Annotated in this window: 11 protein-coding genes; 2 read left to right on the forward strand and 9 right to left on the reverse strand. The window is 67.9% G+C overall.

Annotation, left to right across the window (positions count from 1 at the left end; all coding sequences use genetic code 11):
- Nucleotides 1-4: 4 nt before the first annotated feature.
- From AB5L97_RS10125 to pdxT, 9 genes are all read right to left on the reverse strand, one after another.
- Entirely contained in the window at nucleotides 5-2,446 is a 2,442-nt protein-coding gene (locus AB5L97_RS10125) for a RelA/SpoT family protein (RefSeq protein WP_374049288.1), read from the reverse strand.
- A 57-nt stretch (nucleotides 2,447-2,503) separates the two neighbouring features.
- Complete coding sequence (gene secF / locus AB5L97_RS10130) at nucleotides 2,504-3,499, reverse strand: protein translocase subunit SecF (RefSeq protein ID WP_307958363.1); 996 nt, start codon at nucleotides 3,497-3,499, stop codon at nucleotides 2,504-2,506.
- Nucleotides 3,499-5,268 carry a protein translocase subunit SecD gene (gene secD / locus AB5L97_RS10135; protein WP_369044623.1) on the reverse strand — a complete coding sequence of 590 codons (1,770 nt, stop codon included), beginning with the start codon at nucleotides 5,266-5,268 and terminating at the stop codon, nucleotides 3,499-3,501. The genes secF and secD overlap by 1 nt, the downstream gene beginning before the upstream one ends.
- 77 nt (nucleotides 5,269-5,345) lie before the next feature.
- A complete protein-coding gene (gene yajC / locus AB5L97_RS10140; protein WP_307958415.1) occupies nucleotides 5,346-5,792 on the reverse strand; it encodes a preprotein translocase subunit YajC in 447 nt (148 codons plus the stop codon).
- Nucleotides 5,793-5,920: 128 nt separating this feature from the next.
- Nucleotides 5,921-6,991, reverse strand: coding sequence for a Holliday junction branch migration DNA helicase RuvB (gene ruvB / locus AB5L97_RS10145; RefSeq protein ID WP_374049289.1), 1,071 nt, complete (start codon nucleotides 6,989-6,991; stop codon nucleotides 5,921-5,923).
- A complete protein-coding gene (gene ruvA / locus AB5L97_RS10150) occupies nucleotides 6,984-7,625 on the reverse strand; it encodes a Holliday junction branch migration protein RuvA (RefSeq protein WP_369044624.1) in 642 nt (213 codons plus the stop codon). Before ruvA ends, ruvB begins: the two co-directional genes overlap by 8 nt.
- A 90-nt stretch (nucleotides 7,626-7,715) precedes the next feature.
- Nucleotides 7,716-8,327 carry a crossover junction endodeoxyribonuclease RuvC gene (gene ruvC, locus AB5L97_RS10155; protein WP_307958416.1) on the reverse strand — a complete coding sequence of 204 codons (612 nt, stop codon included), beginning with the start codon at nucleotides 8,325-8,327 and terminating at the stop codon, nucleotides 7,716-7,718.
- Nucleotides 8,328-8,358: 31 nt separating this feature from the next.
- Nucleotides 8,359-9,114 carry a YebC/PmpR family DNA-binding transcriptional regulator gene (locus AB5L97_RS10160; RefSeq protein WP_369044625.1) on the reverse strand — a complete coding sequence of 252 codons (756 nt, stop codon included), beginning with the start codon at nucleotides 9,112-9,114 and terminating at the stop codon, nucleotides 8,359-8,361.
- Nucleotides 9,115-9,116: 2 nt separating this feature from the next.
- Nucleotides 9,117-9,806 (reverse strand): pyridoxal 5'-phosphate synthase glutaminase subunit PdxT, encoded by a 690-nt coding sequence (gene pdxT / locus AB5L97_RS10165; protein ID WP_423246852.1) that lies wholly within the window; start codon nucleotides 9,804-9,806, stop codon nucleotides 9,117-9,119.
- A 127-nt stretch (nucleotides 9,807-9,933) separates the two neighbouring features.
- On the opposite strand from pdxT, the gene asnB reads away from it, so the two are divergent.
- Entirely contained in the window at nucleotides 9,934-12,597 is a 2,664-nt protein-coding gene (gene asnB / locus AB5L97_RS10170; RefSeq protein ID WP_369044626.1) for an asparagine synthase (glutamine-hydrolyzing), read from the forward strand.
- An 89-nt stretch (nucleotides 12,598-12,686) separates the two neighbouring features.
- Nucleotides 12,687-14,699, forward strand: coding sequence for a M3 family metallopeptidase (locus AB5L97_RS10175; protein WP_369044627.1), 2,013 nt, complete (start codon nucleotides 12,687-12,689; stop codon nucleotides 14,697-14,699).
- Nucleotides 14,700-14,716 lie beyond the last annotated feature (17 nt).

Below are 14,716 nucleotides of genomic sequence, written 5' to 3' on the forward strand. Positions count from 1 at the left end.
TGCGTCACGTCCTGCGTCGGTTCCCAGTGGTCCTGTAGACGTCGAAGACGCCGTCGATCCGCCGCACGGCGCCGAGCACGTGGCTGAGGTACTTGGGATCGCCCATCTCGAACGCGAAGCGCGAGACGGCAAGCCTGTCGGTCGAGGTGTGAACATGGGCGGACAGGATGTTCACGTGGTTGTCGGACAGTACCCGGGTGACGTCGGAGAGAAGGCTCTTGCGATCGAGGGCTTCGACCTGGATCTCAACGAGGAACACGCTCGACTGCGTTGGCGCCCACTCGACGTCGACCATGCGATCCGGCTCAGCGCGGAGCGTCGCGATGTTGGTGCAGTCGGTGCGGTGCACCGACACGCCGGAGCCGCGTGTCACGAAGCCCACGATCGGGTCCGGCGGAACGGGCGTACAGCACCGGGCAAGCTTGACCCAGACGTCGCCGACGCCCTTCACGATCACACCGGAGTTGGAGTACCTCGGCGGCGCGCTCCCCTTGGTCGGCGCGATCGTCTCGGCGATGTCCTCGGCTGCGCCCGCGGCCCCTCCGAGGCTGTCGACAAGCTTCTCGACGACCGACTGTGCGGAGGCATGACCGTCGCCGATGCCTGCGTAGAGCCCGGAGATGTCCGGGTACCGGAACTCCTGAGCTACAGCGAGCAGCGCGTCGTGGCTCAGGAGGCGCTGGAGGGGAAGGTTCTGCTTGCGCATGGCACGCGTGAGGAGATCCTTGCCCTTGTCGATGGCCTCCTCGCGACGTTCCTTGGAGAACCACTGGCGGATCTTGTTGCGTGCCCGAGGACTCTTGACGAAATGCTGCCAGTCCTGGCTGGGGCCAGCACCCTCCGCCTTGGACGTGAAGATCTCGACCCAGTCTCCGTGGTTCAGTTCGCTGTTGAGCGGAACGAGCTTCCCGTTGACCCGTGCACCGATCGTGCGGTGCCCCACCTCGGTGTGGACTGCGTAGGCGAAGTCGACAGGCGTCGACCCTGCCGGCAGCGCCATCACCTCGCCCTTGGGCGTGAAGACGAAGACTTCCTTCGCATTGATCTCGAAGCGGAGGGAGTCGAGGAACTCCCCGGGATCGGACGTCTCCTGCTGCCAGTCCACGAGGGAACGGAGCCAGCCCATCTCGGACGCCTTGCCGCTGGGGCTATGGCTCTGGGCGCCGGGCTGGTCCTTGTACTTCCAGTGGGCAGCGACGCCGTACTCGGCGCGCCGGTGCATCTCGTGCGTCCGGATCTGGATCTCGACGGGCTTTCCGCTGGGCCCGATGACCGTTGTGTGGAGCGACTGGTACATATTGAACTTGGGCATCGCGATGTAGTCCTTGAACCTGCCCGGGAGCGGGTTCCACCGCGCGTGGAGCGCACCGAGGACCGCATAGCAGTCCCGCACCGAGTCGACCAGCACGCGCACGCCCATGAGGTCGTTGATGTCGTCGAATTCCTTCTGACGGACGATCATCTTCTGGTAGATCGAGTAGTAGTGCTTCGGCCTGCCGGTGATCTCGGCTTTGATCTTCGCCGCTCGCAGGTCGTCGGCGATCTGGGCCCGGATGAGGGAGAGCTGCTTCTCCCTCTCGGGGGTCCGGGCGCCGACCATGCGCACGATCTCCTCGTACACCTTGGGGTAGAGGGCTGCGAACGAGAGGTCCTCGAGCTCCCACTTGATCGTATTCATGCCGAGTCGGTGCGCCAGCGGGGCGAAGATCTCGAGCGTCTCCCGTGCCTTTCGGGCGGAGGACTCGGGCGAGACGAAGCGCCACGTCCGCGCGTTGTGCAGGCGGTCGGCCAGCTTGATGACGAGGACGCGGATGTCCTTGGCCATGGCCACGACCATCTTGCGCACGGTCTCGGACTGCGCCGCCTCGCCGAACTGGACCTTGTCGAGCTTGGTGACTCCGTCCACGAGCATTGCGACCTCGGGTCCGAAGTCCTTGCGGAGCTGGTCGAGGGTGTACGACGTGTCCTCGACGGTGTCATGCAGGAGCGCGGCGGCGAGCGTAGTCCCCGTCATGCCGAGCTCGGCCAAGATGGTCGCCACGGCGACGGGGTGGGTGATGTACGGATCGCCGCTCTTGCGCTTCTGGCCCTGATGGCTCCGCTCAGCCACCTCGTAGGCACGCTGGATGAGGTCGAAGTCCTCGCGCGGGTTGTTGGCCCGCACGGTGCGCAGGAGGGGCTCGAGGATGGGCGAGTGGGCACTCGGCCCACGGCCAGTCAGCCTCGCAAGACGGGCGAACGACCAATCCCGGCGTCCGAGGGTCGGACGTTCGAGAAGGCTGTTGCCCCCGGGCGCCGGTGACGGCGCGGGCCCTGTCCCCTCAGTCGCTGGCGCCGACGGTGAAGGGCCCGCTGCGCGCGCAGACGGCGCCGAGCCATCGGCGCTGCTCCCGGCAGCGCCTGGCACACCGGCCTGTGCCGGTGACGACGTCGAGCGCTCCGTCACCGAAGGTACCTCCACTCCTGAACGGGGATTCCCTCAGTGTATGCCCGGCGCGAGAGCTCAGACGCCCGCGTTCGCTGAGGACCGACGGGCGTGGACCCGATCAGCCTGCTTGATGAGCTCAGGCTCGCGCTCGCGCAGGCCGGCGTACATCGGAGCGGCGATGAAGAGGGTCGCCGCCGTGCCGATGAGGATGCCGACGAAGAGGGCCAGGGAAAGGTCGCGCAGCGTGCCGGCGCCCAGGAGGCCCGCACCGATGAAGAGGATCGCGGCGACCGGAAGGACCGCAACCATCATCGTGTTGATGGAGCGCACGAGCGTCTGGTTGACGGCGAGATTGACTTCCTCGGCGAACGTCCGGCGGCTCGACGCCGTGATGTCCTTCGTGTTCTCGCGGATCTTGTCGAACACCACGACCGTGTCGTAGAGCGAGTAGCTCAGGATCGTGAGGAAGCCGATGATCGCGGACGGTGTGACCTCGAAGCCGCTGGCCGCGTACACGCCGCCCGTCACGATCAGTGTGACGAACATGCCCGTCAGGGCGGAGAGCGACATCTTCCACGTGCGGAAGTAGAGGGCCATGAGCACGGCCGCCAGCACCACGAAGACCACGAAGCCGATGAGCGCCTGCTGCGAGACATCTGCGCCCCACGTCGGGCCGACGAAGGTCGACGTCACATGGTCCGCCCCGACACCGTAGGCGGCGGCGAGCTTGTCCTTGACCTCGAGGGTCTGGGAGTCGGTCAGGCGCTCGGTCTGGACGCGCATCGAGCCCGGCGCAATGTTGTTGACCCGCGGCTGGGTGCCGGGAGCCACCGAGTTGACCGCCTGTTCACCAGCGTGCACATCCGTCGAGGAGGTCCCCGAGATGGTGAACTCGCTGCCCCCGCGGAACTCGATTCCGAGGTTGAACCCGCCCGCGAAGAGCGGGATGAGGACCGACACGACGGTCAGCACCGCAGCGATGCCGAGCCAGATCTTCTTGCGCTCCACAAACGGGTAGGACCGCTTGCCCGTGTAGAGCTCGTTGCCGAAGCGTGCGAAGAAGTTGGACATCAGTTCTCCTCCCCCGTGTTCTCGGACGCGCGGCTGGACCGGCCCGAGGTCGATGTCATCTCAGTCGGCTTCTGGGAATCGGCGGCCCGGCGCTCCGCAATAGTCATGCGGCGGCCCGCCTCCCCCATAGCGGCGGCATTCTTCGGCTTCAGGGTGGACTTGGCCGCCTCGGACGCCTCGCGGAGGCGACCGGCTCCCCGGTACAGCGGAACCGCGCCCAACCGTTCGGGGTCCAGGCCGGAGAAGCGGTGCCCCTCGCCGAAGAACTTGGTCCGCGCGAGCGTCTGCAGGGTGGGGTGGGTGAAGAGGAACACGACGATGAGGTCGGCGATCGCGGTGAGCCCGAGCGTGAACGCGAAGCCCCGCACGTTGCCCACGGCGACGAAGTACAGCACCACGGCGGCGAGGAGGTTGACGGCCTTGGAGGCGAGCACGGTGCGCTTGGCGCGCTTCCAGCCGTTCTCGACGGCGGAGACCAGACCCCGGCCCTCGCGCAGCTCGTCCCTGATGCGTTCGAAGTACACGATGAACGAGTCCGCGGTCTGGCCGATGGCCACGATGAGGCCCGCCACGCCAGCCAGCGAGAGCCGGTAGTTCTCGGTCCAGCCGAGGATCGCAATGGCCAGGTACGTGAGCACTCCGGCAACCACGAGCGAGAAGATCGTCACGAAGCCGAGGGCCCGGTACTGGAAAAGGGAGTAGACCACCACGAGGAGCAGTCCGATGCCGCCTGCGAGCAGGCCCATCTCGAGCTGCTGCGTCCCGAGCGTCGCAGAGATCTGCTCCTCGCTCTGGATGTCGAAGCTGATCGGGAGAGCGCCGTACCGGAGCTGGTCCGAGAGGGTCTGCGCGCTCTGCTGGGTGAAGTTGCCGGTGATCTGCGGCCGGCCGTCGGTGATGACGGCCAGGGTCCGAGGTGCCGAGAGGACCTTGTCGTCGAGGACGATCGCGAACTGCGCCTTGGGGCTGTTCTGGTTCGCAACGTAGTAGCCGTTGAGGCGCTGCGTCACAGCCTTGAACTTGTCGGTGCCGTCGCTGTTGAACTGGATGTTGACGGCCCACTCGTTGGTGACCGCGCCCTGCTGGCCCTGCTGGAGCTGGAAGGTCGAGCCAGCGATGTCGGTACCCACCACCTCGACTGGGCCGAGGATGTACTTGATGGCAGGCTGCGCGCCACTGGCGGGCTGGCACGTCACGAGCGGCTTGGCAGGATCGGAGCGATCGGTCTTCTCGGGCTGCGGCTGGGTGCAGTCGAGCGCCTCGAACTGCTTGTAGACGTCGGCAGTCACCCAGTTGTCGTCACTGGCATTGGTGGGCGCCGCCGTCGGCTTGGGCAGCTTGTCGTCGGTGAGCTGCTGGGCCTGAGGAACGGCCGCCGGGTCGCCCGCCGTCAGGACGGGCCGGAAGTTCATGTCCGCCGAGGCCTGGATGAGCTGACGCGTCTGGGCAGAAGGCGTTCCGGGCAGGCTCACGATGACGTTGCGGCCCGACTGGGTGCTGATCTCGGCCTCGGATACGCCGGAGCCGTCCACGCGCTGCCGGATGATCTCAACGGCCTGGTTGAGCTGGTCCTGATTGATCTGGGACCCGCCCGAAACCTTCGGGGAGAGGATCATCTGAGTGCCGCCCTCGAGATCGAGGGCAAGCTTCGGCGCCCACGACGCCTTCCCTGCTATCGCTCCGCCGGCGAGGATGCCGGCGAGGGCGAGGAGGATAACGCCGAGTGAGATGAGGGTTCTGAGTCCCGGCCGCGTGCGGGATCGTGCCATGGTGGTCCTTCGAGATGGGGCGGAGCCTTGCGGGCGCACAGCCGCCCGGCGCAAGGCCGGGCGGGACGGTCGGAGACTTAGTTGGCGCTCTTGCCCTCGTCGTTGAGGCGCCGCAGCGTCTCCTCGGGCGTCTCGCTGAAGTGGTCCTGCGACCGCGGGGCGTCGGAGTCCGCCTTGCCGAGGGTGATGCCGGACGACGGCGCGGTGCCGGCTTCGGCGAAATCGGCGCCGGCGCTGGCGGGTGCCTCAACGTCGCTGTCGGCAGCGGGGGCCGCGGGCTCGATGACCTTGGTCACGGACTGGCGGTGGACCGTGGCGAGCGTGCCGGGGCTCAGCTCGAGGACGATCTTGTTCTCTGCGTCGTCGACCGAGACGATCCGGCCGTAGAGCCCGAAGCTCGTCATGACGTCGACGCCGGGGGCGAACTTCGACTGCGTAGCTGCCTGCTGCTGCTGGGTCTTCTTGTTCCTACGGAACATCGTGAAGATGAAGAAGGCGAAGACGGCCAACAGGAGGATGGTCATCAGGTCCATGCGGGGTCCAATCTGTATTCAGTCGGGAACCGGCCAGGGCGGTCCCGGGCACAGCATCATGTCCCCAGCGAGGCGGGAAGCATGTCTTTCAGTGTAGTGGCTCACGCGGGGGGTGGTGCTCAGTCCAACGATTCGGGGTCCCCGTCAGATCCCGGACCAAACAGGGTTGCGCTCTCAGCGAACGGCGCGTTCGCCGGCACCGGCAGCCCCAGATGGGCAAAGGCCAGAGGCGTCGCAACGCGTCCGCGCGGAGTCCTTCCCATGAGCCCCTCCCGGACCAGGAAGGGCTCCGCGACTGTCTCCACCGTTTCGGGCTCCTCCCCGACCGCGATCGCGAGCGTGGAGAGCCCCACGGGGCCCCCGCCGAACTTCGTGGCGAGCGCGGACAGGACGGATCGGTCCAGCCGGTCGAGCCCCTTGGCGTCCACCTCGTACATGTCCAGCGCCGCGCCGGCCGTACGGGCATCGATCTGCTCGACGCCATGGACGAGGGCCCAGTCGCGGACGCGCCGCAGGAGCCGGTTGGCAATACGGGGCGTGCCCCGGGACCTGCCGGCCACCTCGGTGAACGCGGCCGAAGTCACGCGCAGGTCGAGCAGGCCCGCCGAGCGCCTGAGCACCAACTCGAGCTCCTCGACCGAGTAGAACTCGAGGTGCCCGGTGAACCCGAAGCGGTCCCGAAGCGGTCCCGGAAGCAGGCCTGCGCGCGTCGTCGCTCCGACGAGCGTGAACGGCGGCAGGTCAAGGGGAATCGCTGTCGCGCCCGCGCCCTTGCCCACGACGATGTCGACCCGGAAGTCCTCCATCGCCATGTACAGCATCTCCTCCGCGGGACGCGACATGCGGTGGATCTCGTCGAGGAAGAGGACCTCGCCCTCCGAGAGCGAGGAGAGGATCGCTGCGAGATCGCCCGCGTGCTGGATCGCCGGGCCGGAGGAGATCCGCAGGGGCGCGTTCATCTCCCCCGCGATGATCATGGCGAGCGTGGTCTTGCCGAGGCCCGGCGGACCCGAGAGCAGGACGTGGTCTGCGGTGCGTCCCCGCAGCCTGCTCGCCTCGAGGACGAGCGAGAGCTGCCGGCGCACGCGGGCCTGGCCCACGAATTCATCGAGGAACTTGGGCCGCAGCGCCGCCTCGAGGACCCGCTCCTCGGGCTCCTCCTGGCTCGTGACGATCGAGGCTTCAGCCACGGGCGCCGGCCTTCACGGCACGCGCACCCTGGCCGAGCCAGCGGAGCGTTGCGCGCAGGATCTCCGGGATGCTCCCCGCCGCCGCGATCTCGGGCGAGTCGGCCATGGCCTTCTCGATGCTCGACGCCGCGTCCTTCTCGCTCCATCCGAGCGAGGCCATGGCCGCGATGACCTGGGCCTTCCACGGCTCCTCGGTGCCCGTCGATGCGGGTAGCTGCCCTTCGGCGGCTCCCAGCGGGACGAGCTTCCCCTTGAGCTCGAGCACGAGCCGCGCCGCGACTTTCGGCCCGATGCCCGGGACCTTCGTGAACGCCTTCGAGTCTTCGGTGTGCACGCCTACGCGCACAGCCTCCGGGGTGTGCACGGCGAGGACCGCGAGGGCCAGACGCGGTCCCACGCCCGAGACCCCCAGCAGCACCTCGAAGACCTCCCGCTCCTCGGGAACCGCAAAGCCGAACAGCGTGAGCGAGTCCTCCCGGACCACGAGAGAGGTGTGCACGGTGCCCTCCTCGCCGACCCGCAGGCCCGCGAGGGTCTGCGGCGTGGCCCAGAACAGCATCCCTGCGCCATTCACGTCGACCACGCCGGTGGACAGCCCTACATGGGCCACACGGCCACGGACGAAGCTGATCACGCCACCCTCCTAGTGCCTACTCGCCGGTGCCCAGCTCCACAAACCGAACATATCTACGAGAACTCTAGCGGTAGACGGCGACCGTCCGACTCACCTGCCGCGGCGCGCCCTCGCTTCGGCTTCTTGCCACAGCCGCTGTGCGGGGGTCAACGCCGTGGCGGTCATCGCCGTCGTGCGTCCGACGGCGGATGGCGAGCCGGGAGCGCTCCCCCGCCACGCGTGCGCCAGGGCTAGGGCGAGGGCGTCCGCGGCGTCGGCTGGCCTGGGCGCGGTCTCGAGCTGAAGGATCTTGGTGACCATCCGCGTGACGGCGGCCTTGTCCGCCCTGCCGCTGCCGGTCACGGCCGCCTTGACCTCGCTCGGGGTGTGCAGTGCCACCGGTATTCCGCGCCGCGCCGCAGCGGCGATGACAATACCTGAGGCTTGGGCGACGCCCATGACTGTGCTGACGTTCATCTGCGAGAAGACGCGCTCGACCGCGACGACGTCCGGAGTGTGCCGGTCCAGCCACTCGTCGATGGCCCGCGCGATCACCAGCAGGCGCGCGTCGAGCGGTTCGTCGGACTTCGTGCCGACCACCCCGACGGCCACCAATGCCGCGCGGCGGTCCCGTGCGACATCGACCACCCCGATGCCGCAGCGTGTGAGGCCCGGGTCCACGCCCAGCACACGCAGCGCGGACTCTGGCCTCGAGGCGCCCATGCCGACGGCGTCGACCGTGTCAGGCACAGTCTCAGTCGTCCTCGAGTGCCGCCATGACCTCGTCGCTCATGCCGGCATTCGCGTAGACGTTCTGAACGTCGTCGAGGTCCTCGAGAGCGTCCACGAGGCGCACGAACTTGCGTGCGCCGTCGGCGTCGAGTTCGACCTCCATCGAGGGCACGAACTCGGCCTCGTCGGTCTGGTACTCGATGCCCGCCTCGGTGAGCGCGTCGCGGATAGCCTGGAGATCGACGGGCTCGGAGTAGACGATCCAGTTCTCGCCGCCGTCCTTGACCTCCTCGGCGCCCGCGTCGAGGACCGCCATGAGCACGTCATCCTCGGCGAGGCCGTTCTTGGCCAGGCTCACCACGCCCTTGCGGTTGAAGAGGTACGTGACCGAGCCCTGGTCCGCCATGGTGCCGCCGTTGCGGGTGACGGCGAGCCGAACCTCCGCGGCCGCGCGGTTGCGGTTCTCGGTGAGGCACTCGATCAGGAGTGCCGAGCCCTGCGGGCCGCGGGCCTCGTACATGATCTCGGTGTACTCGATCGCCTCGCCCGTGAGGCCGGCGCCACGCTTGATGGCGCGGTCGATGTTGTCGTTCGGCACCGAGTTCTTCTTGGCCTTGCTGACCGCGAGTTCGAGGTTCGGGTTGCCCGAGAGATCTGGGCCGCCGAGCCGCGCAGCGACTTCGATGGTCTTGATGTACTTGGCGAACGCCTTGGCACGCCTGCCGTCGATGACGGCCTTCTTGTGCTTGGTCGTCGCCCATTTGGAGTGGCCGGACATGCCTACGCTTCTCCTCTGATCATCCGGATGAAAAGTTCATGGATCCGTGTCTCGCCGGTCACCTCAGGGTGGAAGGATGTGGCGAGAAGCCGTCCAGAACGCACTGCCACAATTCTAGACCTGCCGCCAAGCGCCGCCGTGTGGGACGCGTGCGAGGGGTCTACTTCCGCGAGGACCTCGACGTCCGGCCCGACCCGCTCGACCCACGGACCCCGGATGAAGACGGCGTGGACCGGGCCACCGGCCTGGTCCACCTCCTTGAAGTCGAGGTCCGTCTCGAAGGACTCGCGCTGGCGGCCGAAGGCGTTGCGCCGCACCGTGATGTCGAGGCCCCCGAAGGACTCCTGGGGGCGTCCGGAGAGGTCCTGGGTCGGATCCGCGATCTCATCGGCGAGGAGGATCATGCCGGCGCACGAGCCGTAGACGGGGAATCCCGCACGGATCTTGGCGCGGAGCGGCTCGGTGATGCCGAAGGCGCGAGCCAGCTTGTCGATGGTCGTCGACTCTCCGCCCGGGATCACGAGTCCGTCGAGGCCCTCGAGCTCCTCGGGCCGGCGAACCTTCACGGCGCGCGCCCCCGCGTGGGCCAGTGCCGCCATGTGCTCGCGCACATCGCCCTGGAGCGCGAGCACGCCGACGGCGGGCGCGCCCGAAGTCGGTGCGGTCAAGGGCGCGGACGGTGGAGCGTTCAAAGTCACCGTGACAGTCTAGTCGCGGTCCGCCACCCGCCCCCATCGCCACTCCTCGTGCCCGAGAGCGTCGGAGGCCGCCGGTAGCATGGACCGCAGACCTTCGTAGACGACAGATGAGGACAGCACTATGTGCGGAATCGCCGGATACTACGGCGCTGGGCTCGACGACTCGATCCTGAAGGAGATGAACGCCTGCATCGTGCACCGAGGGCCCGACGGCGAGGGGTACTTCTCGGAGGGAAGCGTCGGTCTGGCGCACCGGCGGCTCGCGATCGTCGACGTCGCGCACGGCCAGGAGCCGATGATCAGCGCGGACGGCGAGACAGTGCTCGTCTACAACGGCGAGGTCTACAACTACCGTGAGCTTCGCGCAGAGCTCGAGGGGCTCGGGCGCGTCTTCCGCACGGCGTCCGACACCGAGGTCGTCCTCCAGGCCTACGAGCAGTGGGGCACCGAGGCGTTCGACCGCTTCAACGGGATGTTCGGCCTCGCGCTGTTCGACCGCCGCCGCAACCAGCTCGTCCTGGTCCGCGACCACTTCGGGATCAAGCCGCTCTACTGGGCCAACGCGGGCACGGAGCACGAGCCACGGCTCCTCTTCGCCTCCGAGATCAAGCCCATCCTCGCGACAGGCCTCATCGAGGCCAGGGCGAACGAGCGGATCCTCTACCGCTACCTCCAGTACCGCATCCACGACGACACCGAGGAGACCTTCTTCGACGGCGTCCGGAAGCTCCTCCCGGGCGAGATGATGACGGTCGACCTGGCCACTGGACGCTTCCGCATCGCGCTCTACACCCGGCTGCGTGAGGAGCTCGCCGAGCTGGCGCAGGTCAACGCCCCCTACACGCCGGGCGTCGTGGACGAGTACCGCCGCCGCTTCACCGAGGCCATCCGCCTGCGCCTCAACTCCGAGGTGCCTGTCGGCAGCGCGCTCTCGGGCGGCCTCGATTCCTCGGCCGTCGTCGTAACGATCAACCGCCTCATGCAGGAGAAGGCGGACGGACTCGAGGCCGTCGGCACGAAGCAGAACACGTTCAGCGCGGTGTTCCCGAACGCCATCAACGACGAGGAGGCGTACGCCGACGCCGCGATCGCGGTGTGCAGTGGGAACATCGAGGCGCACAAGATCAAGCCCACCCCCGAGGGCTTCGACGCCGACCTCGTAGACTTCGTCCGCACCATGGAGGAGCCCATCATCTCCTCGGGCCCCTACGCGCAGTACTGCGTCATGAAGGAGGCGTCCAAGCACGTCACGGTGCTCCTCGACGGCCAGGGCGCGGACGAGATGATGGCCGGCTACATCCCGTACTACTTCGCGTACCTGCGCCAGCTCAAGGCCTCCGGCGACTATGCGACGCTCGCCAAGGAGTCGTCGTCGAGCGTCGACATCTTCTACCGGCTCGGCCGCTTCCGCCTGCGGGGCATGGCGAGCGGCAAGAAGGCCGTCTCAATGGGGTCGCTCCTGAAGAAGTCGTGGGCGGGGCAGTTCTCGGGCGAGTCGTTCGGGAACATCCCGGCGAACCTCAAGGCACGCCTCATCGATGACCTGTTCGTGAAGTCGCTGCCCTCGCTCCTGCGCTACGAGGACAAGAACACGATGCGCTTCTCGCTCGAGGGCCGCGTGCCGTTCCTCGACAAGGAAGTGGTCAAGTACCTGTTCTCGCTCTCGGACGAGGCGATCATCAAGGAGGGCTGGAACAAGCGCGTGCTCCGCGACGCGACACGCGGCCTGCTGCCGGAGATGATCAGCAACCGGCGCAACAAGATCGGCTTCACCACCCCGGAGGCCGAGTGGTTCAAGCTCATGAAGGAGCGCCTCTACAAGATCTTCATGTCCAACTCGTTCTACTCACGCCCGTACTGGGACCGCGAGCAGGTGCTCACCGCGTTCGAGGAGTACCTCAACGGCAAGAACGACGCCGACACGATGATCTTCTGGCGCCTGCTGAACGTCGAGCTCTGGCTGCGCGAATTCATCGACAAGGACGAGACCCCGGCGGACGTCAAGGCCAACAAGAGCGATTACGAGGCCAACCCCGGCAAGGAACTCGACATCGCCTCGAACGGCTCGGTGTTCCGGCGCTACCCGCTCCAGACGGGCGTCTTCGCCAAGGACACGGACCTCTCCCCGGCTGTGGCGTCGTACGTCAAGCGGTTCTTCGACGGGCTCCCGGGTGCGCCCGAGGAGGCGCGCACCGCCGTCGACGGTTCGAAGTGGTACCTGCTCGTGAGCGAGAAGATCGTCGCGATCACGCAGGGCCGCTCCTTCCCCGTGTGGGAGATCAACGTCACCCCCGCCGCACGCGTGCTCTCGAAGTTCGTGACCCGGACACCTGCGGGGATCGGCCTCGGGAGCCCGTGGTCGATGCAGATCGCGATCAACGAGGTCGGGCTGCCCCTCATCGCCAAGGCGGCCGCGGCGTCGGTCGTGGGCAAGCTGCAGGGCAAGACCGGCGTCTTCTACGACGTCGTGGGCCACAACATCAACGCGATCGACGGCGCCACGCCGTACAGCCTCGGCGCGGCAAGCAACTCGGTGAAGCTCGCGCCCAAGGATCCCGACGGCGTTGCACGCGCCCTGAGTGCGGCCGTGCGGGCCGCACTGCCGGACGGAGCCTCGGCGTCCTTCGGCGGCACCGCAGTCATGGACGCGAACGACCTCGGCGTCGTCGTCATGGGCCACGACACGGACCTGCCGAAGGAGACCATCGCCGGCATGTTCAAGGACAACCCGCAGGGCCAGGGCTCCCAGGCCACCCCGATGTCGCTCGTGTTCACGCAGAGCTGATCCAACGGCAGGCGCACGCGGCGGCAGCCGCGCCTCGGTGGCCCCGGGCAGTCCTTGCCCGGGGCCACCTCTCATGAAAGGCTCCTTTCATGACAAATCCGCTCCTGGCACCGAGTTCCCTCCCCTACGGACTCCCTGCCTTTGCAGAGGTCCGCGACGAGCACTACGCCGAGGCGGTCCGGGCCGGCCTCGCCGAGCACCTGCGGGAGATCGAGGCCATCACCTCGTCCGGCGAGGCAGCGGACTTCAACAACACGGCCGCCGCCATGGAGCGGTCCGGTGCGCTCCTGGCCAGGGCCGTCGCGGCATTCATGAACGCAGTGTCATCCCATGGCACCGACGGCATCCGAGCGCTCGAGACGGAGCTCATGCCCGAACTCTCCGCGCACGACGACGCGGTCCACCTCAACCGGGCCCTCTACGAGCGTTTCGCAGCGATCGCCGTGGACGGGCTCGACGACGAGTCCGCCCGGCTCGTCTCGGAGTGGCTCGCGGCGTTCCGGAGGTCCGGCGTCACGCTCGACGACGCCGGCCAGCAGCGACTGCGCGGGCTCAATGCCGAGCTCTCGCGCCTCGGCACCGAGTACGGCCAGCGCGTGGCGAAGGGGATCAATGACGCCGCGATCCTCGTGACCGACGAGGCCGAGCTCGCAGGCATGCCCGAGGACGATCGCGCCTCCGCGGCTCAGGCAGCCCGGGCCGCAGGCCACGAGTCGGGGTGGCTCCTCACCTTCATCCAGCCGACCAGCCAGCCACACCTCTCCGTTCTCGAGAACCGTGCCCTGCGCCGACGGATCTTCGAGGCCTCGGTGAGTCGCGGCAGTTCGGGCGGCCCCACGGACGTCCTCGGGCTCGCGACCGACATGGCCGGCCTGCGGGCCGAGAAGGCCGAGCTCCTGGGGTTCGCGAACTTCGCGGACTTCGCCATAGATGACCAGACCGCTCCGTCCATCGCGGCGGTCAGGGAGATGCTGGGCCGTCTGGCGCTCGCCGCGGTCCGGAATGCCGCCGCCGAGGCCGAGGTGCTGACCGAGGCTGCGGGGCACGCGCTCGAACCATGGGACTGGGAGTTCTACTCCTCAAAGGTCCTGCGGGAGAAGTATGCGCTGGATGAGCAGGCCCTCCGCCCGTACTTGGACCTGGACCGCGTCCTCGCCGATGGGGTTTTCCACGCCGCCGGGGAGCTCTTCGGCCTGACCTTCCGCGAGCGGACCGACCTCGTCGGGTACCACGAGGACGTGCGCGTCTGGGAGGTCATGGACGCCGACGGCTCGGGCCTCGGGCTGTTCCTCGGTGACTACTTCGCGCGGCCCACGAAGCGGGGCGGAGCGTGGATGAACTCACTCTCCGATCAATCGCGGCTCCTCGGTCTCGCTCCGGTCATCGTCAACAACCTCAACATTCCGAAGCCCGCGCCCGGCGAGCCTGCACTCCTGACCCTTGACGAGCTCCGGACCGTCTTCCACGAGTTCGGCCACGCGCTCCACGGGCTCCTCTCCGATGTCGAGTACCCACGGTTCTCGGGCACGAATGTTCCCCGTGACTTCGTCGAGTACCCGTCACAGGTCAACGAGATGTGGATGTTTGCGCCCGGGGTCGTGGACCACTACGCGCGGCACCACAAGACCGGGGAGCCGCTCCCCGGCGAGGATCTCGAGCGCCTCGAAGCAGCCAGGCTCTGGGGAGAGGGCTTCGCCACCACGGAGTACCTCGGTGCGTCCCTGCTCGACCTCGCCTGGCACACCCTCCGCCTCGGCGAGGATGCAGGCGACGCCCTGGCCTTCGAGGCGAAGGCTCTGGCTGACGCCGGTATCGCGGTGCCTCTTGTGCCGCCTCGGTACCGCACGGGCTACTTCCAGCACATCTTCGCGGGCGGCTGGTACGCGGCGGGCTACTGGTCCTATATCTGGAGCGAGGTCCTGGACGCGGACACGGTCGAGTGGTTCCGGGAGAACGGGGGCCTCACGCGGGCCAACGGCGAGACCTTCCGGCGCGAGCTGCTCTCGCGCGGCAACTCGCGTGATCCACTCGCCTCATTCCGGGCGTTCCGCGGCCGGGACGCGGACATCGAACCGCTCATTGCGAGGCGTGGGCTCGCCTGACGCGTCCAAGCTGGCGC

The sequence above is a fragment of the Sinomonas sp. P10A9 genome (assembly GCF_041022165.1).
Lineage (GTDB): Bacteria > Actinomycetota > Actinomycetes > Actinomycetales > Micrococcaceae > Sinomonas > Sinomonas puerhi.